Consider the following 23,813-nt stretch of genomic DNA (forward strand, 5'->3'; position numbering starts at 1 on the left):
CCACGCCACTTATTGCCTCTGCTGTAGTTGTGAGTAAATTTTCAACAAGCGGGTGAAGAGATTCGAACTCTCGACATCTTCCTTGGCAAGGAAGCACTCTACCACTGAGTTACACCCGCGTTACAGCGCGAACATCATTATGGCTACTGGTAGGCCGTGGTGTCAACCGGCGCTCAGGGCCGGGTCGCTTTCCCATTCCTGGGTCAACAGGTCGAGCAGGGCCTCGGCCTGCGGTTCGTCGAGCAGCAGCAAATCGGCGCTGTTGCGGTAGGTGCGCCCGAAGCTATCCCACCAGAAGCGGTTGACGACGACGCGGGCGCGCATGCGGTGGCTGCTGTTGGTGAAGTTGCTGATGCGGTTGAGCTGTTCTCGGGAGATGCGGGTCATAGCGGTCTTAGCCAACGAAGCGGGGCATCAACTCGGCCGAACTCCAAATCCCATGATGCCCGCGCCTGTGCATTTCAATACCTGCTTTGAGATAGCCCAGAGCCGGGCCGCAGACATTGGCAGCCATAGAAGTTTCGTCGCCGAGGGTGAACGTGTGGGTCGAGGTTTTGCCTTCGAAGGTGCGGCCGGTGACTCGAACGTTGGTGCTTAGCGGTTTTTGAGGGTTGCGCGTATCGACCACGCCGCCCACGCTCACCCGCTCGCGCCCGCAGATACCGGCCAACTCCAGCAGGATGTCGTCGGCATGTTCCATCTTTTCGAGTGTGAGCAGGCCGCCGGTGCGATCGAGCAGTTCGCTGACCTGCGCGTCGCTCATCGCTCGGGCGCGCTCGACCGAGTAGCCTTCCAGGTGGGCGATGTCCTCGCGCACCGTCGAGCGGTAGGCTTCCCAGTTGGCGATGCCGACGCCGAAGGTGATCTGTACGCTCAGCACCTCGCTGAAGCTTTGGGCGGCCAGGGCGGCGGCGGCGGTGAGCAGGCCGGGGGTGGCTCCACAGCCGGTGACGTAGGTGATGCCGGCCCGTTGCAAGTCAGGAGCGAGGGTAAGCAGTTGTTCGACGGCGCTGGTGCGTTTGATGGCGTCCACGAGTACCCCTCGCCAGCCCGAGGTGATAAAGGTACGGGCCACCGAGGCCATAAACGTGTTGGGCAAATTCGGAAGGGCAAGAAAATAGCCGTCCGCCGGCACTTGTTGTTCGAGCAACGCCTGGATCGGGGCGTCGGCCGGTACACCGACAGCCGGGTCATAACCTACCGACCCGTGCCGGGAGACGGCGAGTGAAAGGCGTGCCGCATCGAGCCCCTCGGGGTGATAGGCGTACCCTTTACTGTCGGCGGCAGCAACCAGAATCATCTGTTTTTTGACTGCGAGCATCCGGGCGGCAGCCTGGCCCAAACCGCCGTACCCAAGAAGCCCCACTCGAATCGTTGCCATCACCAACCCGCTCCCATGGTGGACCTGCGCCCAAATTATAAACGCACCGAAGCATGAAACTGTGATGAATCGCTCAATCGGAGTGTTTCAAGTGTCTGGGTGCCAGCGCTCAAAAAGGCTGTGGTCGATATCGAGCTGATCGAGCGCCCGGCCAATCACAAAATCGACGAGATCTTCGATGGTTTTGGGCTGCTGATACCAGGCGGGAATGGCTGGCACGATGCGCGCCCCCGCCTCTGCAAGCGCCGTCAGGTTGCGCAGGTGAATGAGGCTGAAGGGCGTTTCGCGCGGTACCAGCACCAGCGGCCGGCCTTCTTTCAGTTGCACATCGGCGGCCCGCTCCAGCAAGTCCGAGCTGAGACCCGCCGCCAGTTTGCCGACGGTGGACATGCTGCAGGGAATGACGAGCATGCCCCGGGTGCGGTAGGAGCCGCTGGCGATCGAAGCGGCGAGATTGGCAAAGGCGTGGCAGCGCAGTTTGCCGCCGCTCTCGCCGCTCTGTTCGCGCCAGAAGCGCTCCTGCTCGGCGGGTTCCACCGGCATCGCCGTACCCATTTCCTCGCGCCAGACCATGAAGCTCGCCCGCGAAGCGACCAGATCGACTGCGTGACCGGCCGCCAGCAAAAAGCGCACGGTGCGCACGGCATAGATCAAGCCGGAAGCGCCGGCCACGCCCAGCACGATCGGCCGGGAGGATGGAGCCTGGGTCTGCAAGGTCGGGATCTTGACGAGCGACGCCTTCCAGCCTAGGCGATCCCCTATGTCGAATGCTTCAGAGAACCGGCAAGCCCCCTGGTAGAATTTTCAATGTAAACTTCAGATGGCTGGGGCTTACCCCACACCATGGGTGTTCATTCAGCAGGGACGCAATAATGACGATTAAAGTAGCAATCAACGGCTTCGGGAGGATCGGGCGCAACTTCTTGCGCTGCTGGTTGGGTCGCAAACAGTCGGATTTTGAAGTCGTTGCCATCAACGACACCTCCGACCCCAACACCAATGCACACCTGCTTAAGTACGATTCGATGCTGGGCCAGTTCAGCGGCGAGGTGAGCGCCGACGAAAATTCGCTCACCGCCAACGGTCACACCATCAAGTGCTTTTCCGACCGCAATCCGCTCAATCTACCCTGGAAGGATTGGGGTGTCGATCTGGTGATCGAATCGACGGGTGTATTCACCAGCCGCGACGGTGCCTCCAAGCACCTTGCCGCCGGCGCCAAAAAAGTGCTCATCACCGCGCCGGGCAAGAATGACGACGGCACCTTCGTCATGGGTGTCAACGATCACAACTACGACCCTGAGAAGCACACGATTATCTCCAATGCTTCTTGCACCACCAACTGCCTGGCCCCGGTGGCCAAGGTGCTCCACGAGAACTTCAAGATCGTCAAGGGCACGATGACCACCATCCACAGCTACACCGGCGACCAGCGCCTGCTCGATGCGAGCCACCGCGACTGGCGCCGCGCCCGCGCTGCTGCCCTCAGCATCGTGCCCACCAGCACCGGGGCGGCCAAGGCCATCGGCCTGGTGCTGCCCGAACTGAAGGGCAAGCTGGATGGTCTGGCCTTCCGGGTGCCCACCCCCAACGTCTCGGTGGTGGACCTGGTGGTCGAAGTCGAAAAACCCACCCTTGTCGAGCAGGTCAACCACGTCCTCAAAGAGGCCTCCGAGAACGAACTCAAAGGCATCCTCGCCTTTAGCGAAATTCCGCTAGTGTCGATCGACTACCGGATTACCGACGTCTCGTCGATCGTGGACGCCCAGCTCACCATGGTGCTCAAGGACAACCTGGTAAAGGTGATCTCCTGGTACGACAACGAGTGGGGCTACTCCCAGCGCGTCGTCGATTTGGCCGAACTGGTCGCCCGCAAGTGGGCAGCTTAAGTAACGCCTCAGCCCACACAAAAAAAGCGGGTGCTCCAGCACCCGCTTTTTGCTTCAGGAGACTTGGGCTTCTTGTTGCGGCTCGAACTCCGGACACAGATAGCACGCCGGTGGACCGAGCGCACCGTTGGTGGGTACCGGGATCGGTTCACGGCAGCGCACGCAATATTCGAGATCGAAGCGCGAATGAATCAAGTCGGAGAAAGCATAGCCATCCCCTTCGACGTAGAGATGGAAAAATTCGCCGCTTTCGAGCAGACGGTCGATAAAGTGATTGAATTGCTCGGAATAATTGCCGCGGCGGTCGTAGACCCGCTCAGAGAAGGTCGTGATTTTTCCCTTCTCGCTGACCAGGCAACGCCCTTTATTGATGTAATGGGCGATGTAGTGTTTCAGGTCATAGAAATTTGCCATCGGACACACCCACTGCTATTGATCCACAGACGAAGGAGCGATAAATTCAGGTTAGGCCAAAAAGCTTTTAAATATCTGTTCCACAACAAATTTATTCCACATCTTGATATCGCTCATTGTTTCATTGAGCTTCGTTGCAATCCCCTTGAGACAATAATACAAAGATGTCAGTGTTTACTTTTTGTTCGTTGAACTAATGATGCGTTTCCTAATATTGGCAACAAACAATCAAGGAAAGCTACAGGAACTGCGCCGTTTACTCGCTGGCACGGGCTGGGTGGTGCAGGCGGCCCCGCCGGATTTTGCGGTGGAGGAAACCGGGACGACCTTTGCTGAGAACGCTCGCCTCAAGGCCCTCGCGGCGGCGGAGCGCACGGGGGAGTGGAGTGTGGGGGACGATTCGGGTTTGGCGGTCGACGCCCTCGGCGGAGCGCCGGGAGTGTATTCGGCGCGCTACGGCCGCAACGACGGTGAGCGCATCTCCCGCCTGCTCGCTGCGCTGGCGGGGCAAGCCGACCGGGGTGCGCGCTTCATCTGCGCCATCGCCCTGGCCGAACCCGGCCGGGTACTGAAAGAGGTCGAAGCCGAATGCCGGGGCGTCATCCTGCACGCCCCGCGCGGCAACGGCGGCTTTGGCTACGACCCGATTTTTCTGGTGCCCGAACTGGACAAAACCTTTGCCGAACTCGACATCGTCGAGAAAGAGCGCCACAGCCACCGGGGCCGGGCAGTGCGCAAGTTGCTCTCGGGGTGCAGCCGAGGTACGTTCATTGTTGACCATTAGCGGGCGGATCGTCGATGGGCACAGCGCCCTCGACCAGGCCCCGATCACCGGTGAATCGATGCCGGTGGAAAAGGCGGTGGGGGAGGAAGTGTACGCCGGCAGCATCAACGGCAGCGGGGCTTTGCACATCAGAGTGGAGTGCGCGCCGGAAAGCAGCAAAGGCAGCCCCAAAAAGAGGCCTCCCGTCCTTCTCGCCGATCGCTGCCCTGGGGTTGGCAATCTGGACCGAGCGGACTTATGTTTGAGAACGACTATCATTGTTATTCTCAACCAAACTCTCCATGGAAGAGTCGTTCCTGTTTCTGGCGCTGGTGCTGGGGATGCGCCACGGGATGGACGCCGATCATCTGGCGGCGATCGACGGTCTGGCGCGGGTGCACCCGGGTCCCTGGAACGGGTTGCTTTTCGCCCTCGGGCACGGGGCGGTCGTCACGCTGCTGGCGGTGGGGGTGGGTGGGGCGGTCGCTGCTGTTGCGGGGGGGTGGTCGCCCTGGTTGCTCATCGCCCTGGGGGCGCTCAATCTCTGGCGGTTGGCCAACCCCCATCCGGTACGGGTTCCTCGCCTGGTCACCACCGGCCCGCTTTTGCTCGGTGTCCTGCTTGCCGCCGGATTCGAAACCGCAAGCCAGTTGTCCGCTCTGGCACTGAGTAACCGGGCTGATCCCTTGCTTCTGGGAACCGCTTTCAGCCTGGGGATGATCCTGGTGGACGGCACTGACGGTTACCTCGCTTCGCGGGTGCAGCGCGCCTCTGCATCGGGCGGACGACGCACCCGGATTGCCAGTCGCGCGCTCGGCGTTGCGGTGGTGGTGTTCTCCTTCGGACTGGGCGGTGCGCAATTGCTGGGTTTCGATTTCGAACCCTATTCCCTGGCCGCAGGGGGTGGGCTGTTTGCTTTGCTCGTGGCGCTCAGGCTCTGGAGTGTCGAAAAGCCCGCGCTCGATGAATCGAAATGACTTCTAGGAGACAGTGACCAATGGAAAGTAACCGTGTACCGGTGACAGTTCTGACCGGTTTTTTGGGTTCGGGGAAGACGACGCTCTTGAACCGCATCCTCACCGAGGAGCACGGCAAGCGCATCGCCGTCATCGAGAACGAGTTCGGCGAAATCGGCATCGACCAGGCCCTGGTCGTCAACGCCGAAGAAGAAATCTTCGAGATGAACAACGGTTGCATCTGCTGCACCGTCCGCGGCGACCTCATCCGGATCATCGGCAGCCTGATGCGCCGCAAGGACAAGTTCGACCACATCCTGGTCGAGACCACGGGGCTCGCGGACCCCTCGCCCGTGGCCCAAACGTTCTTCGTCGACGACGAGATGCGCAGTCAACTCAAGCTCGACGGCATCGTGACGGTGGTGGATGCCCGGCACATCTGGCAGCACATCGACCAGAGCGATCAGTGCAAGGAGCAGATTGCCTTCGCCGACGTCATCCTGCTCAACAAAACCGACCTCGTCACCCCCGAAGAGCTGGACACCCTGGAGCAACGGGTACGCTCGATGAACGCCCTGGCGCGTGTCCATCGCACCCAAAATGCAGCGGTGGAGATGGACCGGGTGCTTGAGATCGGCGGATTTGATCTGGAGCGGGCGCTCGCGGTCAAGCCGACTTTTCTGGAACCGGAATACCCCTTCGAGTGGGGTGGGATCTACGAACTGGCGGCCGGAACCTACACGCTTGCCCTGCAGGATGGTCCTGATTCGAGCATGACGCTTGCCCTCTTCGCGGCCGAAGGTACCGACGAGGCCGCCCTGGAAGCTGCCCAGCAAGAGGCGGTGCCCCTCTTCTCGCAGCAGGCACCGCCGGTCCATCCCAAAGGCGCGCTGGTGCCCCAGGCAGCACCCGTCGCCCTCAACCTGGCGAAGGCGGGCGCGAAAGACTTTTTCCTTGAAATCCAGATGGCGGGGACCTACTCCCTTTTCACCCAGCACCGCCCGGAAGAATTCGACCTGACGGTGCACGCCGCCGACGGTGCCACCCGTACACCCCGAATCGGACGGACTTTCGAGGCGGGGCACACCCACGACGAGGAGGTGACCTCGGTGGGTATCGAAGTGCAAGGGGCGGTCGACCCAAAGAAGTTGAGCGCCTGGCTGAGCGTTCTGTTGCGCGAACAGGGGGTCGATATCTTTCGGACAAAGGGCATTCTCCACCTGCAGGGCGACAACCGCCGCTATGTGTTTCAGGGCGTGCACATGCTCTTCGATAGCAGCGCCGATCGGCCCTGGGGCAGCGACGAACCCCGCACCAATCAACTGGTCTTCATCGGCCGCAACCTCGATCGCAACCGGCTGGTGCGGGAGTTCAAAGCGTGTCTGGTCTGAAGCGCTCCAGAAACTCGCACACCCTGGCGGAGCGCTGGCGCACGGGTCTGGAAGACTACGTCACCGCCACGGCCTGGTCCGCGGATGGCACGTTGCTCGCGGCGGCAACCGCTTCGGGGCCCGTGGCCCTTCTGGCGGGCGACACCGGCGAGGTGGCGGCCACCCTGCCGGGCCATCCTTCCGGCACCCTCACCCTCGCCTGGTCGCCCCGGGACCGATACCTGGCCACGGGCGGTCAGGATGGCAGAGCCCGGCTCTGGGATCCGACCACCGGTCGCGAGATGGCAGCGCTCGAGGGTGGTGCCGCCTGGGTCGAGCACCTCGCCTGGTCCGACGCCCCCTACCTCCTCGCCACCGCCGCGGGCCGCCGCCTCAACCTCTGGAGCGCGGACGGTCAACTCATCCGCACCGCCGAGCCCCCGCACACAAGCACGATCTCCGGCCTGGTGTGGCATCCGGGGCAGAGGCGCTTCGCCACCAGTTGCTACGGGGCCGTCCGGCTCCACCTGCCCCTGAAGCCCGAACCCGCCGACGTCTTCGAGTACCAGGGGTCGCTCATCGCTTTGAGCTGGAGCCCGGACGGGCGATGGATCGTCTGCGGCTGTCAGGACGCCACGGTGCACATCTGGGAGACAACGAGCGGCGAAGATCTCCAGATGCGCGGCTTCGAGACGAAAGTGCGCAATTTGTCCTGGGAGCCCGGCGGCCGCTACCTGGCCACGGCGAGCGGCATGATCATCACCGTCTGGGACTTCTCTGGCCGCGGTCCGGCCAACACCCGACCGCGGCTACTGTCTGCCCATCAAGGCAGTGTCACGGGTCTTGCCTACCAGCATCGAGGCGGCCTGCTTGCCTCCGGCAGCAGCGACGGAAGCGTCTGCCTCTGGAATCCCCTCAAGCAAACCAAACCGGTTGCTTTTGCCCAGGGGAACGCCCCGGTGGACAACCTCGCCTGGCGCCCGGATGATCAGAGCTTTGTCTGCGGCCTGGCCTCGGGCGAAGTGAGCGCCTGGGGAGTACCCACCGAGGGCCGGGGGTTCGGCAGGCATTGAGTACAATGCGACTGGCCAAATACAGATTGCAACCTCATTCGCTTTCATCATGCAAAATCAAGAGCCATCTATTGTTTTTGACCAGGAACGCGCTGCTTCCTACGACAAAAGGTTCGCTAAGTTGGCCCCGCTGCGCGACGCACTTCATTTGCTTATCCGCCTGGTATTGTCCGAACTTCCTACCGATGCACGGATTCTCTGTGTCGGCGTGGGAACCGGCTTGGAATTGATTGACCTCGCCCAAACATTTCCACGGTGGCAGTTTACTGCGGTAGAGCCCGCGGCACCGATGCTTGACATCTGTCGCCAGCGCGCCGAGGAAAGTGGCATCGCGCCACGTTGCACTTTTCACGAAGGTTATCTTGATTCACTGCCTGCATCGCCCTCTTTCGATGCGGCAACTTGCCTTCTAGTTTCTCACTTCTTTGCGCAGCAAGATGAGCGGCGCAACTTTTTTAGTCAAATTGCTTCACGACTTTCCCCTGATGGATATTTGGTCAGTTCTGATCTAGCTTCCGATATGTCCACTTCAGCCTACCAAAGCCTTCTTGAGGTTTGGATACGCATGCTGAGGTATTCCGAAGTACCTGCTGAGGAGGTTGAAAAATTTTGTGCTTCTTATGGTCGGGATGTTGCTGTACTACCGCCAATTGAAGTCGAATCAATCATTGAATCGAGTGGCTTTGATGCGCCTGTATTGTTCTTCCAGACCCTTCTCATTCACGCCTGGTATGCTAAGCGAACACCACTGAGCTAGAAGTTATCTATCTATAGTTACCCTGGCCAGTCCCTGGCTCGCGTTGGCCCTTCAGGCTTCGCTCGTGGGCAGGAGCAGCACTTCGAGGTGATCGTCGAAGGGCAGCGGGCCTTTGCGGTCGAAGCGGATTTCGCCCCGGTAGCCGTACTGACCGGCCGCGCAGGCGACAGCCGACACCGCCAGGGGAATCAGCTTTGCCGCCGCCGAAAGCGCCGCGACGGCGTCGGTCCAAGCCCCTTGCCGCTCCGGTGCGGCATGGGACACCTGGAAACGGGGCAGGGGCGGCTCGCCCTGCTGTGGCTTCGTCTGGCACTCTGGATAACGCTCCTCTGTGGCCTACGGCGGCTTCTGGTTTGCCCTGGCTATCGCCGTCGGCGCACTGGGCAAAAGTTCCGCTACCAACGCCCTTGCCCTCGTCGGACTGTGGTTGGTGATGGCCCTGGTCATTCCCGCCCTGGTCAACGTCGCCGTCACTGCCGCGGACCCGATGCCCTCGCGCCTCGAACTCATCGCCGCCGCGCGCCAGGCGACGCTCGAAGCCGACAAAGAGTCAAAAGCTCGCCTCGGGCAGTACCACAAAGATCACCTCCCCCGCGCTAAGGGTCTGGGGGGGATCCAAAACTCCTCGCATTATAAATGCTCATCGCCTTTTCCAGCCCCTTGGCGAGCACCGCCTCCACTGCCTCCACGCAGCCGTCAAGGATGGCAGGCAACTGCTCCTGCTCCTCGGGAGCGAATTTGCCCAGCACGTAGTTGGTGAGCACCGGCGGAGGCGGCTCCCGGCCGATGCCGATGCGCAGCCGGGCAAACTGGTTGGTGCCCAGATGTTCGATAAGCGATTTGATGCCGTTGTGACCGGCGGCGGACCCTTCGGGGCGCAGGCGGATTTTGCCCAGGGGCAGGGCGACCTCGTCGTAGAGCACCAGCAGCTGTTGCGGCGGCAGCCGAAAGTAATCGGCCACCGCGCGCACCGATTGGCCGGAGTGGTTCATGTAGGTGGTCGGCTTGAGCAGAATGGCCCGGCCCCCAGGGCCGGCCCCCTCGGCCAGATAGCCTTTGAAGCGGCTCTTTTCGACCCAACTGCATTGCCAACGTTTCGCGAGGGCGTCCACAGCAAGAAACCCGGCGTTGTGGCGGGTCTGGGTGTACTGGAGGCCAGGATTGCCAAGCCCGACGAACAAGCGCAGTTCCATGACTTTATTCAATCGCCCCACAGCGGCTCGCCGCAACGGCTGGGTGTGGGTGGCGGAGCAATCGGCCCATAATGGAGCAGTCACCCCGTGGCTAACGTATGAGCAAAGGCTTCAGCGCCCCGCCCAACCCTGAAAAAGAGTTCAGTACCTGGTTTTTCCGCGAGTACCGGCGGTTGAGCCTTTCTACGTTGAATGACTCGCTTCTCGGTGAAGCGCCTTCGCCGGTGGAAGCCCGTATGAAGATCGCCCGGGAGTTGCCCGGTTGCTACTGGCTTGCCCAACAGTGGCCGCGGGTGCCCAACAAAAACACCATCCTCAAGCTGCACGCCCGGGGCAAGTTCGAAAGTTTAAGCGACATCAATGCTTTTGTGCTGCGCAGCCCTGAAGGCGACGAGATTCGGCGGTGGGCGCGCGATCATGCCGATCCGGCCTTTGCCTGCTCCTGCTGCTGATGACCCAGATAGTCGGCATCGTCAACATTACTACCGATTCCTTTTCGGACGGAGGCCAGTTTCTCGATGCTGAGCGGGCCATCGGTCATGCACGGCGGCTGCGCGGTGAGGGCGCCCACTGGATCGACCTGGGTGCAGAATCGAGCAACCCTGACGGTGAACAGGTTACAGCAGAAATAGAAGCAGAGCGCCTCGCCCCGGTCGTTGCCGCACTGAGCGCGGACGGGGTCTCCGTGGCGGTCGACACTTGCAAAAGCTCGGTGATGGTTCGTTGTCTGGAACTGGGCGCTCGGATGATCAACGACATCACCGCCCTTGCAGATCCGCGCAGTGTCGAAGTGCTCAAAACTTTTCGGGTGCCGGTGGTGCTGATGTTTGCGCGCAACCGGCAGGCCCGCGCCGAGCAGCGGCCCGGGGATTGCGAAACGGTCTGGAATGAAATCGAAGCGTTTTTTTCGGGGCGGATCGACCGGTTGCTGGGTGCCGGTCTGCAGGAGCGACAGTTGATACTTGACCCCGGCATGGGTTTTTTTTTGGGCAGCAACCCCGAACCGAGTCTGAGGGTGCTTGCCCACGTTGACCGACTGGGCCGCTTCGGCTTGCCGGTGTACTTGAGTGTTTCGCGCAAGTCGTTTATCGGCAGCGTACTGGGGGGGCGCCCTGCCGGGGGGCGAGACCACGGTACCCTGGCCGCCGAAATCTGGGCGTATCTGGCCGGTGTGGATTACCTGCGCACCCACGCAGTCGCTCCGCTCAGCGACGCTATCCGAGTGATTGCAGCAATTCGGGCGCAAGCGCTGGCCTGAAAGGCCGGGAAGCAGGAAACTTCCCGGCTTTATCCAGACCTACCTATGCGAACTTAATGCGGGGTGTGCGGATCTTTGGGCTGTGGTTCGAGTGGTTCGCTCGGGGTGACGCTGCTGTCGACCGGCTCCGCAGGCGGCAACGGCTGTGGTTCCTCGACGACGGTCGCCTCGACATCGGTAGTCGGCGGATGCAGACGCTCCTGGGTCGATTCGACCAGCGATTGACCACGCTCTATAGCTTGGTCCGCCAGTTCGCGGGCCTGCTCACCCAGGGCGGCGGCGCGCTCTTTGGCCTGTTCACCGAGAACCTGGCCGCGCTCTTTGGCCTGGTCAACCAATCCCTTGGCCTGCTCGCCCAGGGCGGCGGTGCGTTCTTTGAGCTGATCGGTGAGCGATTGGCTGCGCTCCTTGGCCTGCTCCAGGGCAGTACCGAGGCGTTGCTTGAGTCCCTCGGAATACAGCGTGCTCGATTTGGCCACCGCTTCGTTCACGATCACCCGCTTCTTGCCGGGGGTGGTAATGGCGGACGCTTCGAGCAGGTAGGTGCCGTCGGTGATGCCGCTCCAGCCGGAAGCCGCGAACAGATAATGGCTGATTACCCCGGTCTGGCCGTCGAACAGAAAATCGGTGATCTTGCCGATGCGGCTGCCGCCGTCGGTCCAGACTTCGTGACCGACCAGCGACTCACCGGATTTGATCTGTTCGTCGGTTTCGCCATCGGTGTTGACCATGAGGGCGTCAGGTCCAATGGCCCGGATCTGGCTGAGCAGCAAAGTCTTCTTCTGGCCCCCCAAAAAACCGGACTTATAAATAATGCCCGCCACGCGGTGGGCGTCCTCTACCGTCGAGAGGTTGTCGACACGGCCCAGTTCCTCGGTGGTACGCAAATCGAGGATGGGACGGTTGATGAGTTCGCTGTACTTGAGAACGCCTTCTTGAATACTCATGCGGTCCTCCCGGTGGTAGTGGATGCTGCTTCGATCCAGATGAACGGTTCGAGCATGGGCTGACATGGTGTTGGATTGACTTTCCACGTCTATCAGAAATCAAGGACTGTTGGACTCCCCCTGCGGTAAGAAGTATCTAGTTCTGTCTTTCACTTTGTGTAGGCCGCCGCTGGTGCCAGGTGGCCAGGGCGACCTGCTGCACCAGTTTGAGCGGTTGGCCGGTTTGTTCGGATAGCCGCCGACAGTCCTCGAATTCGGGCTGGGCGTTGAGCACCTGCTGATCGCGGCTACCCACCTTGATGCGCACGGTTCCAAAGATGGTTTCGACCGGCTCGTGGTGGCGCTCAAGCACCGAGCGCACCTGAAAATGTCTGCGTACACCGAGGGTGGTCGTCTCGCGCAAGAGAATCTCTTCGCAGGTAGAAAGCAGATGGGGCGCACAGAGAACCGTCATCAGCGTTCCGGGGCGGGATTTTTTCATGCCCACCGGGACGGTGAAGACATCCGCCGCCCCGGCAGCGAGCAACCGCTCGAACAGGTAGCCGCTTATCTGGGGATTGAGATCGTCGGTCTGGGTCTCCAGGCAGGCCACCACCTCCTCGTGGGAGTGATCGTGGTGGGCATGGGCGTGAACGTCGGTGACCGTGCGCGCGCGCGCGGCAAGCAGGGGCTCGGTTGCTTCTCCAAGCCACAGCCGCAGGATGTTCGGGATGGGCAGGTCCATATCCCCGGCGCCCAATCCCACCCGCAAGACGGCCATCGAAGGCATTTCGCCGAAGCTTGCCGCCAGAGCACAGGCGATGGCCGCCCCGGTCGGGGTGACCAGTTCGCGGTGGATGCGGTTGCTGTAGACCGGTACCCGGCGCGACTCCCACAGCCGCACCACCGCCGGGGTGGGCACAGGCATTACCCCGTGGGCGGCGTGCACCAGTCCGCCGCCTACCGGCAGCGCCGAGCAGTGCAGCGCTTCGATATTCAGGTAATCGAGACCCAGGCAGGTGCCTACGACATCGACCAGGGCGTCGGTGGCTCCGACTTCGTGAAAGTGCACCCGCTCCGGGGTGGTATTGTGCACGAGGGCCTCGGCGTGGGCAAGGGCGACAAAGACCCGCACGCTCCACTCGGCCGCCCGCGGCGGCAGACTGGCCGTCTCGAGCAGCGCGCGGATCTCGGGCAGGTGGCGATGGGTGTGACCGGCGCGCTCCCCCAGGGGTACGCGGGCCTTGGTGGCGGCGACGCCGTTTTTGACGACCCGTTCAAAGTGCAGCCGGTACTCGTCGTGCATGGGCAGTTTCGCCAGCTGCGCAATCAAGTAGTCGGCAGGCACACCGGCATCGACGAGCGCCCCCAGGCACATGTCTCCCGAAATACCCGCCGGGCAGTCGAAATAAGCCAGTTTCATCGCCAGAGCTCCAGAGCGTCCTAAAGCCAGTCTAAAGCGCTTGCTGTCGCAGTTTGCGCCCACTAAAATCAAGACGCGCGTTCCCGAGTCGTAGGCGGCATCGCCCGCTCGGGAAAGGGCCTCACCCCGCCGAGACACTTTTATGGTTGATGTCTAGTTTTTGAGGAGTACTGCCATGACTAACGGCCCGGTCCGGCCCCGCCTCGAATTTCCGACTGCTCTACTCACACTCGCCACACCAATTCTGACTTTTGTACTGTTCTTTGCGCTGTCTTTTTCGGTCGCCAACGATCTGGGCCGGGCGTTTCTGGCTCTCCTGGTCGCGTTCATCATCATTTTGCTGGTGGGCTTTCTGGTGCCGGCCGTCTACCGCCGTATCAACCGCGGCAGCCTGCTGGTCCACACGAGCGCCTCGTTTTTCTTTGGCCTGGTCAGTGCCCTGTTTTTGACCCTGGGCAACTTGAGCCCCTGGATTATCTGCTGGATCGTGCTTTGTTTGTTTTGGGCTTATCTGCCCAACCCGAGCTTCCACCGCAGCCTGGAAGAAAATTTTGGCGATCTGTTCAACTAAGGCTCACTTGCGGCGCTTGAGCCGTTCGAGTTCCTGCTCCAGTTCCCAATCGCGAAAGCGCGCATCGAGGTCGTCGGAGCCTTCAAAGCCCATACTGCGGGCGGAGCGCGCGGCGGTCTCACCCTGCTGGGCAGCCATGTGCGCTTCGAGTTCCTGACGTTTTTGGGCAATGCGGCTCAGCATCGCCGCTGTCTGCTGCTGTTGCTCCTTGAGCACGCTCATCTGGCCCCACAGTTCGTTGCCGCGGCGCAGCAGGGCGTCGGAGCGCTCCTTGGCAGCCTGGGCCAGATCCTCGCGCCCGCCCGCCTTGGCCTGGGCGATGCGATCCTGCCACTTTTGCACATCGCGGGCTACCGCGACGATCTCATCTTGAATGCGGCGCATGTCGGCCTGGCACTGGGTCAGTTGTTGCTCGGCTTCCGCCTCCTGCTGACGGACATTTTCGAGCAGCACCAGCAATTTGAGGCGCGGATTTTTTTCGAGGAATTCTTCCAGGCGACCTTCGAGGAACTGGCTGAAATCTTCCCAAACGCCCATAGAAATTCAGTCGCCTCCGATGGTCAAGGTGTGCGTGTGCCCCTTTCGCTTCAGAATAACGCGGTCGGCCTCGATCCGCTCCAATCGCCAGCCTTTGCCGACTTTCCCCCCGGGGAGATGTTCGCCGAACCGCTCTCCCAATTGCAGCAGCGCCGCCACCGGCTTACCCGCGGTTTCTATCACGCCCACCAGCCTGGCGGGGGGGTGCAGCGTTTCGGAAGCTGCAGCAACCGCGGGAACCGGCGCGATGAGCATCCGTGGCGGCTCAAAAGGGTCTTTGGTGGCCGCAGGCAGTCTGGCCAACCGGTGGGCCAGCGCTTGGGTCTGGGTCAACGGGTCCGGCACCGGCTCGCGCGTTGCTGGAATAGGTGCGGGGATGGCCATCGGGAGGGAAGCGGCTGGTTTGGCAGCGCTCCATAGCGCCGTTCCTAAAGTAGCTACCAGGGCTGCGGCAAAGCCCGCCGTCGTCGCCAGGCTGATTCCAGCACCGGCGAGCGCAACCGACGGCAAGGGCGCCGGTTCGCAATCGCCCCTTTGCGCCTCAGCGAGCAACCCCTCTATCCGGTAGAAGAGATCTTCGATCATCGCCTGCGCCTCCGATTCAAGCGCCGCGCGGTGCGGTTGCAGTTGTGCGCCCATGGCTGCCCTCGATAAATGGATTCGAGGGTAGGATACCCACCTAGATGCGGACCAAATCGGTGTACTGGGTGAGCAGTTCCTCGGCGGTGAGGGTGTCTTTTTCATCCGAAGGCGACCAGATGATCTCGAGTGCCACAATCTGCTCGCCCGAGAGGCTGCCGATCGTAGCGAGCGCCTGGCGCAACTGGTCGGAACTGCGGACTTCCTCGAGAGTCGGCACGCCCGACTCGCTGGCTACCAGGATCGTGACCACGATGTACTCGGCCGTCTCGTCGGGGTTGTCGTTGACGAAGGTCTTTTTGACCAGGGCACTCTGCTCGCCGCTGCGGCTGACGGTCTCGTCGGTGTACTTGGTGCGCTCGGTAAGCGCCAGGCGATTGAACTGCGATTCGGCCGTCAGACGCGGTAGGATCTGCTGGTCGCTCTTGGCATAGACCCAGAATTCGGGGTTGCGCAACAGCGCCAGGGAGACCTCCTGGTTGAGGCGGGCCAGTCCCTCCGGAGTAGTGGTGTCGGCTTCCTCGGCGATCCGGGTCAAATCGCGCTGCAGCTGCTTCGCCGAAGCGAGTAGCGCCACCTGCAGCCGGAAAATTTCGACTTTATCCGGGTCAAAGCCCGCGGCATAGGCACCGTCCTGGCCTCCCACCGCGCCGGAAGCTCCCCGGCGAATCACCCGCAGAACGTAAAAACCGGCCCCGACGACTACGACAATCAACAGAATTGAACTGAGGCCGATACCGGGGCCACCCACGGCATAACCGCCGCCCACCGGCGGATAATAGCCCGGTCCCGGAATCGGCACCGGTACCGGCATAACCGGCGGCGGACTGTAGTAGCCGCCGGGGGCAGGTGAGTAGGTGCGCGGAGAAGGCGCCGGGGTGTAGCTGCGGCTTGGGGCGCGGAAGGAGCCGCCGCCGATGCGGCCTCCCGATGAGCGCCTGGCCCAGGCTTCGGCGCCGTCGAAAGCCACAGCGCCCAGGGCGAGGCCCAAAGCCAGACTGCAGGAGGCGGTGCGGCGCAACAGGGTCTTGGCGGGAGGAGCCATCTTAAATCCTCAAAATAAACCGTATTTCCTTGCCTTCAGTATACGGACCGGCCCAGGGCTGCTGTATACCTCATCCGACAGGAACTGACGGCGAAGATGCCGTTCAGCAACGAGGCGCGTTCGGGAAGGATGGAGTAGAGTGGTTTTGGTTTGAAGTGGTAGCCGTGATGACAGTCCAGCAAGCTTTTGAACAGCATGTGATGCACACTTACGCGCGCTTCTCTGTGGTCTTCGAACGCGGCGAAGGGTGCTACCTCGAGGACAGCGAAGGCCGACGCTACCTGGATTTTGTAGCCGGCATCGCCACCTGCGTCCTCGGACACGCCCATCCGGTCCTGAGCGCGGCCGTCGCCGAGCAGGCCCGCACGCTCATCCACGTCTCCAACCTGTATTACACGCCCCAGCAGGCCTGTCTGGCCGAATGGCTCACCGCCCATTCGGCAGCCGACCAAGTGTTCTTCTGCAACTCGGGGGCCGAAGCCAACGAGGGTGCCATCAAGCTTGCGCGCAAGTACGGCCGCACGGTGCTGGGCATCGCCGAGCCACAAATCATCTGCGCCCACCAGAGCTTCCACGGCCGCACGATGGCCACCGTCACCGCCACCGGTCAACCCAAATACCAAAAGCATTTCCATCCGCTGGTGCCGGGTTTCGTGCACGTCCCCTACAACGACTTTGAGGCGCTGCGCGCCCAGGTCACCGATGCGACGGCCGCTGTGCTCATCGAACCGATTCAGGGCGAGGGCGGCGTGGTGCCGGGGGATGTCGAATTTTTCCAGAAGCTGCGGCGCTTCTGCTCCGAGCGGCGCATTCTGTTGATGCTCGACGAAGTGCAGACCGGCATGGGCCGCACCGGTCGCCTGTTCGGCTACGAGCACCTGGGCATTGAACCCGACGTGTTTACCCTGGCCAAGGCCCTGGGCGGCGGCGTGCCCATCGGTGCGCTGTGCGCCAAAGAAGCCTTTGCGATTTTCGAGCCGGGGGATCACGCGAGCACTTTCGGGGGCAATCCCCTCGCCTGCGCCGCGGCCCTTGCCGTCTGCCAGACACTCGAAGCGGAGCAACTGGTGGACAACGCCCGCGAGCGCGGAGCCCAGCTTGCCGCCGGTCTTGGTCGGCTGGTAGAGCGCTTCAAGCCGCTGGTGCGCACGGCGCGCGGCCGTGGCCTGATGCAGGGGCTGGTGCTCTCTGAGCCGCGCGCCGCCGAAATCGTGCGTCTGGCCATGGAGCAAGGGCTGTTATTGGTCTCCGCCGGGCCTGAGGTGATCCGCTTCGTGCCGCCGCTGATCGTGAGCGCCATCGAAGTAGACGAAGCTCTCGCCATCTTGGAGGGCGTCTTTGCCCGCCTGCCGGTGACGGTCACCGCTTAGACGCCGGGCTCCAAGTACACTATGCGCTGAGGTGCCGTCATGCAATCTCTGGTGCTCTCTCCCCATCCGGCGCTTGCTCCCTTTGTGACCGGCTACTGGTTCGTAGAGGATCTCGCCGACGCAAACCAGGGACGACCGATCCGCACGACACCCCACGCCAATGCCGTGTTGACCGTCCATTTCGGACGGCCCAATGCCGATGAGTCGGGGGTGGCAGTGCCCATGGTCTCGCTTTTGGGAGTGCAAAGTCGCGCTCGGACCTGGCACTCGGGGGAGGGCTGCTATTTCGTCATGGTCATGCTGAGCGTGCCAGGGCTCGCTCGCCTGTTCCCTCAGACCGGCACGGACAGTCGCAACAACTGGCTGGATGTCGGAGCGCTGCTGGGCGGGAGAGTGACGAACTACCTGAGCGACGATCTCATCGGCGCCTGGCAGCCGGATAGAGTCACCCGTCGCCTGGATGCCTGGCTTTTGGGCCGTCTCGCTTCGAGGGGGCCGGTGGCGGAGTTCGAGCGGTTCGAGGGGGCGTGGCGCACACTCAGACGCACCGCGCGTATCGACGCAGCGTCGGCGGCAGTGGGGGTGTCGCCCCGCCAACTTGAACGGTGGTTTCAACTGCACATCGGCCAGTCCCCGAAGCAGCTCATCTGTCAGGAACGGGTGATTGCGAGCCTGCACGCCACCCAGACGGGCACAGGCGATCCGCTCGCAGGTTTTAGCGACCAGGCCCACCAGATCCGCTCCTGGCGGCGCTACCTGGGGACGACGCCCGGCCACTACACCCAGACACCCACCTCAGAGATCGCCCAGCACTTTTCCGGAGATTCCCACTTCGCTTCTGTGGGTCTTGCCCACTATCTGTGATGTGGAGGCCGCAGGCGGGTCGCATTCGTTCAATACGTCCGGGCCAAGTACACATAGGCTGGTCGCATTGCACAGTGAAAGGCAGGCCACCATGGCAGTTCAGACATCTGCAGGCATTTACGCCGAATTTTTGGACTATGCAGCCGACGAGGTCCTGTGTGAGGCTTACGTAGCCCATGACGGCACGGACGGCTCAAAGCACCCTTGCGTCATCGTTGCCCACGATTGGAGTGGACAGAACGCATCGATACGCACAGCGACGGAACAATTTGTGTCCTATGGATACCTCGGCTTCGCCCTCGATGTGTACGGAAAGGGCGTGCGCGGCGGTGAAACCGACGACAACTCCGCACTGATGGCCCCATTGATGCAGGATCGAGCCCTGCTGCGCCGCCGCCTGCTCGCGGCGGTTGCGGCGGCGAAACGCCATCCCCTGGTGGACCCCGATCGCATCGCAGTGGTGGGTTACTGTTTCGGCGGGTTGTGCGCCCTCGATGTGGCGCGCAGTGCCACCCCGGACGTGCCGGGGGTCGTGAGCATCCACGGTGTGCTTCAACCGCCACGGATCGGCGTGCAGGCGTCGATCCGAGCCAAGGTGCTCATCTTGCACGGTTGGGAGGACCCGATGGCGCCACCCGCCGATGTCCTCGCAGTCGCGCAAGAGTTGACCGAAGCGGGTGCGGATTGGCAAATCCATGCTTACGGTCACGCCATGCACTCCTTCAGCTGGCCTCTGGCAAACAGGCCTGAGGTCGGAATCGCGTACAATTCCTCTGCCCATAAGCGATCCACGATCGCGTTGCAGAAATTCCTTGAAGAGATTTTCAAGGCGGTAGTATCGTAAGTTCTACTCAGGAGTTCAGCCACCGAAACACAGCTTGCAGGAGAGCCCGAACACCCAGTTCTCCAGGCGACACTTTCGGAAATGGACTCATGGCCACCAATCGCCGAGAATATCCGCCAGCGCATAGGGGCATTGTTCCGGGAAAGCGTCGTCCGGTAGCTTCGTCTCCCGATTGGCATCCCGGCAGGCGCGGCGATAAGCTTTGTCGATCCATTCGGGGGTAAGCAACTGACGCAGACTCGGCATGTCGTCGAGGGCGTCCTCGACGTTGCCCCGCTCCCGGATGATCGTCTCCTCCCAGGAAGTGGAGCGCTTCTCGGGCTGATACTGCCATTTGAGCAGATGATGCAATATCAGTTTGAGGGAACTGATCAGTGCGCGCCGCTCCCGAGCAGCCAATTCCTCAATCTCCTCGCTTAAATGGTCAAGATCGAGTTCCGCAAGCCGACGCTGCCGCAGCAGTTCGGCCTGCCGGGTCGCCCAGGCGGCAAAGTCCTTGTCGTACAAGAAAGCCACGGTTGCGCTCCACGTCTGGGACCATTGTGACAGGGCGAAGCCACAAATTAGCTCCTGCCGCTCGCCAGAATGATCCCGCCGCCCAGCACCCGTTCGCCTGCGTACCAGACGGCGGCCTGGCCGGGGGAGATGGCGAACTGGGGCGCGTCGTCGAATGCGATACGCGCTCCGCGAGCGGGCAGAGGAATAATTGTCGCTTGTACGGGCTGGGAGCGGTAGCGCACCTGGACTTCGGCCTGGATGGGCGCCTCGGGTTCGGCCATCGAGACCCAGTTGACCTGACCCACCGTGCACTCGCAGGCCGTCGCCTCCTCGCGCGCTCCGACTACGACGCGGTTGTTGGCGGCATCGACGGCGACCACGTAGAGCGGATAAGGAGCGGCGACGCCAAGACCCCGGCGCTGGCCGACGGTGTAGTGGTGGGCGCCGTCGTGCTCGCCCAGAATCTTGCCGCTGGTATCGACGATCTCGCCGCGGCGGGTATCGATGTGGGCATTCAGGAAGTTGCGCATCGAACCGGCCGCCTCCACCAGGCACAGATCCATGCTCTCGGGCTTGTGGGCGACGCTGAGGCCCAATTCGGCAGCCAGCGTGCGGGTCTGGTCCTTGGTCATCTCGCCCAGAGGAAAGACGGCACTGGCCAGCTGCTCCTGGCTCAGGTCGTAGAGAAAGTAAGACTGATCTTTTGTGCGATCGACAGCGCGCGCCAGCCAATGGCGACCCGTCTGGCCATCGAAGCCCGTGCGGGCGTAGTGGCCGGTGGCCACGGTGCCGATCCCCAGTTTGCGGCGGGCATACTCGAGCAGCAGGCCGAATTTGAGTTCTTTGTTGCAGCGCGAACAGGGAAGCGGTGTGATGCCTTCCCGATAGCCTTCCACCAGAAAATCGACGATCGTCTCTTCGAACTGTTGGCGGATATCGACGATGTGGTGGGGAATATCCAACTGTTCGCACACGCGCGCGGCATCTTTCATGCCGTCCGAGCAGCACGAACCTTTGCCGCGCATCAACCAGAGGGTGACGCCGCAGACGCGGTAACCCTGCTTGCGCACAAGGGCAGCGGCTACGGAGCTATCGACACCTCCCGACAGGGCAGCGACAATCTTGGGACTGGAAGTCATGGATTGGAGATCCGGGTATTAGCTTCCAGTATGTCATTGCACCGAGTGGCTCTTGAAGGCTGCGACGCCACACGTTGCAGGATCACCTGACGACATCAGGTGACGCTAATCATCACTTCGGCCTCGCCGGGTTTTTCTGCCGATCCAGCCATTTCGCGGGTGACCAGCAGCTGTGAAACGACAGAACTATAAAGTCCCGGCGGCACCTCCAGGCGGGCGACGGCGGTGCCTTTGGCGTCGGTTTTGAACTCGCCGCAGGTGAGCGGTTCGCCGTCGACGATCGCCCAGAGATGGTAGGTCTGGCCGGGTGCCGAGGCGGGCAGGTTCTGGATGGCGACCAGGGCGGTGCGCCGGTCGAGATCCATGACGATGCTGCCGGAGGCGGCGGTGGTGGCCCCGGTGCCCCGCAGCGCAAACAGACGGGTATTGGGCTGCTGCAGCAGCTGCACCAGATCGGCAGTGGTGGAAAGCTCCTGGCGCAATCGCAGGCTGTCGAGGCCCAGGGCCAGCACCAGCCCCGCCGCAGCGGCGGCGGCGATGGGACGCCAGGGCACGACGGTCAACCGTGGGCGGGGGCGAGCCGCCTGGGACGGGGCGGCATCCATGGCGGCGAGGATGGCCGATTCGAGCCCGGCGGGGGGCTCGGCCGCGACACCGTAAGGGAGCAAATCGCGCACGCGGCGCAACCTTTCGACCTCGGCGGCGGCTTCGGGATCGCGAGCGATGAGCGACTGAACAGTGCTTGCCTGCTCGGGATTGAGCTGATCGAGGACGTAATCGACCAGCAAAGCCTGGTGTTCTTCGGGCGGTTGTGGACCACTCATGACAGGGGGCTACTCGCTAAGGGGATGCCCGTCGCCCGCCCGGTCCGCCACAGGGTGACGGCGGAAGCCGGGGCGTTTGCCGGAGTATCTGTGCCCGGCGCGGCGAGACGGTTCGAAGGACATGTACTCATTCTGTACGCCCCGGCCCGGAGGTTGGATCGTCCGGCGGCGGGGCGCCGGGCATTTTGCCATTCCCTTTGCGGTAGATGGCGCACAGGCGGCTGGGATTGCTGATACGCGCTTTGAACATGAAGTTGGGCGGCACGTTGATGAGCACGTAGTCGCTGGAGTGAAAGTATGGCTCAAACGCGCGGGCCATGCCGTGGGGCGTCTCGAAGCTGTAGGGCACCGGCTGGAAGACCAGTTCGGTAAAGGCCACCGACGCACAGTCGGCCGCCCGGCGAATCTGCCCGCGAAAAGCTTCGCCGTGCAACAGGGTGAACAGGGTTTGCTTCGCTTCGGGATCCAGTTCGAAGGTTCCGTCGAAGCACATCGGACGGATAGCGGCCATGAATGCTTGGGCACTGCTGGGCTGACGACACCGTTATCTTGCCATCGCCCCACACCCCGGGCCAATCAGTGCGAGGAGCCCCGGCGCTGACGGGCCGCTTCAAATAACAGCAATGCGCCGCTGACAGCCACATTGAGCGATTCGACTCCGGGGGCGAGGGGAATGCCGACGCGCTCGGGGAGGCACCGGCGCAACGGCTCGCTGAGGCCCTGCCCTTCGCTGCCCAACACAAAGGCTGTGGGCCGACGCAGGTCGCACTCCCAGAGCGAACGGCCGGCCCCCGCGTCGGCGGCGAGCACCTGTACGCCCCGGCGCACCAGATCCGCAACGCACGCGGTCAAATCCGGGACGCTCAGCGGCGGCGAGCGAAACCACAGCCCGGCGCTCGCGCGCAGCACCTTCGGATGATCCGGGTCGACGCTGTCGGCGCTTAGCACCAAACCGTCGGCACCCACCGCCGCGCAACTGCGCACCAGCGTGCCGACGTTGCCGGGATCTTGCAGCCGCTCGCCCAGAACCAACAGTGAAACGTCACGCTCCAGCAGCGGGCGCCAGGCATCAGCGCGGCGGCGCACAGCGGCAACGACCCCGCTTGGATGGACGGTATCGGCAAGCGCTTCGATAACGGCGGGTGCGACCGTCTCGTAGCGGCCGGCCCGGCCGCTCAGGGCGGTGTGCATTGCGGGGTGCTCCCCGACCCAGGCTTCGGTAGCGCAGACAAACTCCAGCTCCCAGCCGCCCGCGAGTGCCGCGGCCACCGGGTGGGTGCCTTCGACCAGAAACAGCCCCTGCGCCTGACGCTCTTTGGCGGCATGCAACTTGCGCAGTTGTTTAATCACAGGATTTTGCAGGCTCGTGAGCATCGAAGCGGCGGGCAGGGCGCTTCCACTGTACCGGCGGTGTAGGCGCAACGGTGCGCGCACCGCCGAAGATGGAAGTGGGGAGCGCAAGGGGGACGCATGCTCGAAAGAGTGATCGAGGTCGTCGGGACGCTGGGCTATCTGGGCATCGCGGCGCTGATGTTTCTGGAGACCGTCGTACCGCCCATTCCATCCGAGGCGATCATGCCCCTGGCCGGGGTTGCCGCGGCGCAGGGCAAGTTGAACCTGCTCGGCGTGGTGGTTTCTGGGACGATTGGGGCGTTGTTGGGTAATTTGCTCTGGTACTACCTGGGCAGGCGGATTGGTCCCAAGCGGCTTGGCAGATGGGCGGATCGCTACGGCCGCTGGTTCGGCCTCTCGGCCCGGAGTGTGGACACAGCCCAACTCTGGTTTGCCAGGTACGGAGCGGCAGCGGTGTTTTTGTGCCGTATGGTGCCGGGCATTCGTACCTGGATCTCGCTGCCGGCCGGGGCCGCCGGGATGTCCCTGGTGCCGTTCTTGCTCTGTTCGGCCCTTGGAACCCTGCTGTGGACGGCGCTTTTGGCCTGGACAGGGCTGCTGCTTGAAAATAACTACCGGCTGGCGGAGCAGCAGTTGGGTCCCCTCTCCGCTGTGGCCTTTGGGGGCCTTCTCTTTTTGATCGTGCTCTGGAAGTTTCGCCGCAAAAACTCCGCCCCCTGAAATCGG

At 62.6% G+C, this 23,813-nt stretch carries 29 protein-coding genes and 1 tRNA gene; 13 read left to right on the plus strand and 17 right to left on the minus strand.

The genetic code is table 11. The features are described 5' to 3' along the window. Positions 1 to 47 precede the first annotated feature (47 nt). The 4 genes from GLL_RS02730 to GLL_RS02745 form a co-directional block, all read right to left on the minus strand. Positions 48 to 119: transfer RNA gene (locus GLL_RS02730), tRNA-Gly, on the minus strand. 43 nt (positions 120 to 162) lie between these two features. Next, positions 163 to 387: a hypothetical protein gene (locus GLL_RS02735; protein WP_011140530.1), complete on the minus strand. Its 225-nt coding sequence runs from the start codon at positions 385 to 387 to the stop codon at positions 163 to 165. 7 nt (positions 388 to 394) lie between these two features. Further along, a complete protein-coding gene (locus tag GLL_RS02740) occupies positions 395 to 1,381 on the minus strand; it encodes a (S)-8-amino-7-oxononanoate synthase BioU (protein WP_164928537.1) in 987 nt (328 codons plus the stop codon). Between the two features lie 87 nt (positions 1,382 to 1,468). Further along, on the minus strand, positions 1,469 to 2,095 hold the full coding sequence (locus tag GLL_RS02745; RefSeq protein WP_011140532.1) for a flavin prenyltransferase UbiX: 627 nt from the start codon (positions 2,093 to 2,095) through the stop codon (positions 1,469 to 1,471). A gap of 158 nt (positions 2,096 to 2,253) precedes the next feature. On the opposite strand from GLL_RS02745, the gene GLL_RS02750 reads away from it, so the two are divergent. After that, the gene (locus GLL_RS02750) at positions 2,254 to 3,270 is read left to right on the plus strand and encodes a type I glyceraldehyde-3-phosphate dehydrogenase (RefSeq protein WP_011140533.1); all 1,017 of its coding nucleotides are present in this window, start codon (positions 2,254 to 2,256) and stop codon (positions 3,268 to 3,270) included. Between the two features lie 54 nt (positions 3,271 to 3,324). Here the strand turns inward: GLL_RS02750 and GLL_RS02755 are convergent, their stop codons facing one another. Beyond that, positions 3,325 to 3,684 (minus strand): hypothetical protein, encoded by a 360-nt coding sequence (locus GLL_RS02755; protein ID WP_164928538.1) that lies wholly within the window; start codon positions 3,682 to 3,684, stop codon positions 3,325 to 3,327. A gap of 196 nt (positions 3,685 to 3,880) precedes the next feature. On the opposite strand from GLL_RS02755, the gene rdgB reads away from it, so the two are divergent. The 5 genes from rdgB (at position 3,881) to GLL_RS02785 (ending at position 8,603) form a co-directional block, all read left to right on the plus strand. Continuing rightward, complete coding sequence (gene rdgB, locus GLL_RS02760; protein WP_011140535.1) at positions 3,881 to 4,468, plus strand: RdgB/HAM1 family non-canonical purine NTP pyrophosphatase; 588 nt, start codon at positions 3,881 to 3,883, stop codon at positions 4,466 to 4,468. A gap of 281 nt (positions 4,469 to 4,749) precedes the next feature. Then, entirely contained in the window at positions 4,750 to 5,424 is a 675-nt protein-coding gene (locus GLL_RS02770; protein WP_011140536.1) for a hypothetical protein, read from the plus strand. 20 nt (positions 5,425 to 5,444) lie between these two features. Next, on the plus strand, positions 5,445 to 6,794 hold the full coding sequence (locus GLL_RS02775) for a CobW family GTP-binding protein (RefSeq protein ID WP_011140537.1): 1,350 nt from the start codon (positions 5,445 to 5,447) through the stop codon (positions 6,792 to 6,794). Continuing rightward, positions 6,782 to 7,846, plus strand: coding sequence for a WD40 repeat domain-containing protein (locus tag GLL_RS02780; protein WP_011140538.1), 1,065 nt, complete (start codon positions 6,782 to 6,784; stop codon positions 7,844 to 7,846). Before GLL_RS02775 ends, GLL_RS02780 begins: the two co-directional genes overlap by 13 nt. Positions 7,847 to 7,895: 49 nt before the next feature. Next, positions 7,896 to 8,603 (plus strand): class I SAM-dependent methyltransferase, encoded by a 708-nt coding sequence (locus GLL_RS02785; RefSeq protein WP_011140539.1) that lies wholly within the window; start codon positions 7,896 to 7,898, stop codon positions 8,601 to 8,603. Between the two features lie 51 nt (positions 8,604 to 8,654). Here GLL_RS02785 and GLL_RS02790 read toward each other — a convergent pair whose 3' ends face one another. Continuing rightward, positions 8,655 to 8,867, minus strand: coding sequence for a hypothetical protein (locus GLL_RS02790; protein WP_011140540.1), 213 nt, complete (start codon positions 8,865 to 8,867; stop codon positions 8,655 to 8,657). 332 nt (positions 8,868 to 9,199) lie between these two features. Continuing rightward, on the minus strand, positions 9,200 to 9,796 hold the full coding sequence (gene pth / locus GLL_RS02795) for an aminoacyl-tRNA hydrolase (RefSeq protein ID WP_011140541.1): 597 nt from the start codon (positions 9,794 to 9,796) through the stop codon (positions 9,200 to 9,202). Positions 9,797 to 9,894: 98 nt separating this feature from the next. Between pth and GLL_RS02800 the strand changes: the two genes are divergently transcribed. Then, a complete protein-coding gene (locus tag GLL_RS02800) occupies positions 9,895 to 10,248 on the plus strand; it encodes a hypothetical protein (RefSeq protein WP_011140542.1) in 354 nt (117 codons plus the stop codon). Continuing rightward, positions 10,248 to 11,054 (plus strand): dihydropteroate synthase, encoded by an 807-nt coding sequence (gene folP / locus GLL_RS02805; RefSeq protein WP_011140543.1) that lies wholly within the window; start codon positions 10,248 to 10,250, stop codon positions 11,052 to 11,054. The genes GLL_RS02800 and folP overlap by 1 nt, the downstream gene beginning before the upstream one ends. 53 nt (positions 11,055 to 11,107) lie before the next feature. Here the strand turns inward: folP and GLL_RS02810 are convergent, their stop codons facing one another. Continuing rightward, positions 11,108 to 12,001 carry a PRC-barrel domain-containing protein gene (locus GLL_RS02810; RefSeq protein ID WP_011140544.1) on the minus strand — a complete coding sequence of 298 codons (894 nt, stop codon included), beginning with the start codon at positions 11,999 to 12,001 and terminating at the stop codon, positions 11,108 to 11,110. A gap of 136 nt (positions 12,002 to 12,137) precedes the next feature. Beyond that, positions 12,138 to 13,403, minus strand: a complete 1,266-nt coding sequence (larC, locus tag GLL_RS02815) for a nickel pincer cofactor biosynthesis protein LarC (RefSeq protein ID WP_011140545.1) — start codon at positions 13,401 to 13,403, stop codon at positions 12,138 to 12,140. Between the two features lie 175 nt (positions 13,404 to 13,578). Between larC and GLL_RS02820 the strand changes: the two genes are divergently transcribed. Next, positions 13,579 to 13,974, plus strand: coding sequence for a hypothetical protein (locus GLL_RS02820; RefSeq protein WP_011140546.1), 396 nt, complete (start codon positions 13,579 to 13,581; stop codon positions 13,972 to 13,974). 3 nt (positions 13,975 to 13,977) lie between these two features. Here the strand turns inward: GLL_RS02820 and GLL_RS02825 are convergent, their stop codons facing one another. Genes GLL_RS02825 through GLL_RS02835 form a run of 3 tightly spaced genes read right to left on the minus strand, consistent with a single transcriptional unit; the run spans position 13,978 to position 16,195 of the window. Next, positions 13,978 to 14,511, minus strand: a complete 534-nt coding sequence (locus tag GLL_RS02825) for a TIGR04376 family protein (protein ID WP_011140547.1) — start codon at positions 14,509 to 14,511, stop codon at positions 13,978 to 13,980. 6 nt (positions 14,512 to 14,517) lie between these two features. Next, positions 14,518 to 15,150, minus strand: coding sequence for a hypothetical protein (locus GLL_RS02830; protein WP_011140548.1), 633 nt, complete (start codon positions 15,148 to 15,150; stop codon positions 14,518 to 14,520). A 40-nt stretch (positions 15,151 to 15,190) separates the two neighbouring features. Then, positions 15,191 to 16,195 carry a DUF1517 domain-containing protein gene (locus GLL_RS02835; RefSeq protein ID WP_011140549.1) on the minus strand — a complete coding sequence of 335 codons (1,005 nt, stop codon included), beginning with the start codon at positions 16,193 to 16,195 and terminating at the stop codon, positions 15,191 to 15,193. A 167-nt stretch (positions 16,196 to 16,362) separates the two neighbouring features. Here GLL_RS02835 and GLL_RS02840 point away from each other — a divergent pair, with 167 nt between their 5' ends. From GLL_RS02840 to GLL_RS02850, 3 genes are all read left to right on the plus strand, one after another. Then, on the plus strand, positions 16,363 to 17,565 hold the full coding sequence (locus GLL_RS02840) for an acetylornithine transaminase (RefSeq protein ID WP_164928539.1): 1,203 nt from the start codon (positions 16,363 to 16,365) through the stop codon (positions 17,563 to 17,565). Between the two features lie 39 nt (positions 17,566 to 17,604). Continuing rightward, positions 17,605 to 18,429, plus strand: a complete 825-nt coding sequence (locus GLL_RS02845) for a helix-turn-helix domain-containing protein (protein ID WP_011140551.1) — start codon at positions 17,605 to 17,607, stop codon at positions 18,427 to 18,429. A 91-nt stretch (positions 18,430 to 18,520) separates the two neighbouring features. Beyond that, positions 18,521 to 19,273, plus strand: a complete 753-nt coding sequence (locus tag GLL_RS02850; protein ID WP_164928540.1) for a dienelactone hydrolase family protein — start codon at positions 18,521 to 18,523, stop codon at positions 19,271 to 19,273. Positions 19,274 to 19,360: 87 nt separating this feature from the next. On the opposite strand, the gene GLL_RS02855 is transcribed toward GLL_RS02850, so the two are convergent. From GLL_RS02855 to GLL_RS02875, 5 genes are all read right to left on the minus strand, one after another. Beyond that, complete coding sequence (locus GLL_RS02855) at positions 19,361 to 19,789, minus strand: DUF29 domain-containing protein (RefSeq protein ID WP_011140553.1); 429 nt, start codon at positions 19,787 to 19,789, stop codon at positions 19,361 to 19,363. 47 nt (positions 19,790 to 19,836) lie between these two features. Next, entirely contained in the window at positions 19,837 to 20,910 is a 1,074-nt protein-coding gene (gene mnmA, locus GLL_RS02860) for a tRNA 2-thiouridine(34) synthase MnmA (protein ID WP_011140554.1), read from the minus strand. 95 nt (positions 20,911 to 21,005) lie between these two features. Continuing rightward, a complete protein-coding gene (locus GLL_RS02865; RefSeq protein WP_011140555.1) occupies positions 21,006 to 21,734 on the minus strand; it encodes an anti-sigma factor domain-containing protein in 729 nt (242 codons plus the stop codon). 127 nt (positions 21,735 to 21,861) lie between these two features. Beyond that, the gene (locus tag GLL_RS02870; protein ID WP_011140556.1) at positions 21,862 to 22,245 is read right to left on the minus strand and encodes a hypothetical protein; all 384 of its coding nucleotides are present in this window, start codon (positions 22,243 to 22,245) and stop codon (positions 21,862 to 21,864) included. Between the two features lie 65 nt (positions 22,246 to 22,310). Beyond that, the gene (locus GLL_RS02875) at positions 22,311 to 23,108 is read right to left on the minus strand and encodes a TrmH family RNA methyltransferase (protein WP_011140557.1); all 798 of its coding nucleotides are present in this window, start codon (positions 23,106 to 23,108) and stop codon (positions 22,311 to 22,313) included. Positions 23,109 to 23,204: 96 nt separating this feature from the next. On the opposite strand from GLL_RS02875, the gene GLL_RS02880 reads away from it, so the two are divergent. Then, positions 23,205 to 23,807: a DedA family protein gene (locus tag GLL_RS02880; RefSeq protein ID WP_011140558.1), complete on the plus strand. Its 603-nt coding sequence runs from the start codon at positions 23,205 to 23,207 to the stop codon at positions 23,805 to 23,807. Positions 23,808 to 23,813 lie beyond the last annotated feature (6 nt).

This window comes from Gloeobacter violaceus PCC 7421 (assembly GCF_000011385.1).
GTDB classification, from domain to species: Bacteria; Cyanobacteriota; Cyanobacteriia; order Gloeobacterales; family Gloeobacteraceae; genus Gloeobacter; species Gloeobacter violaceus.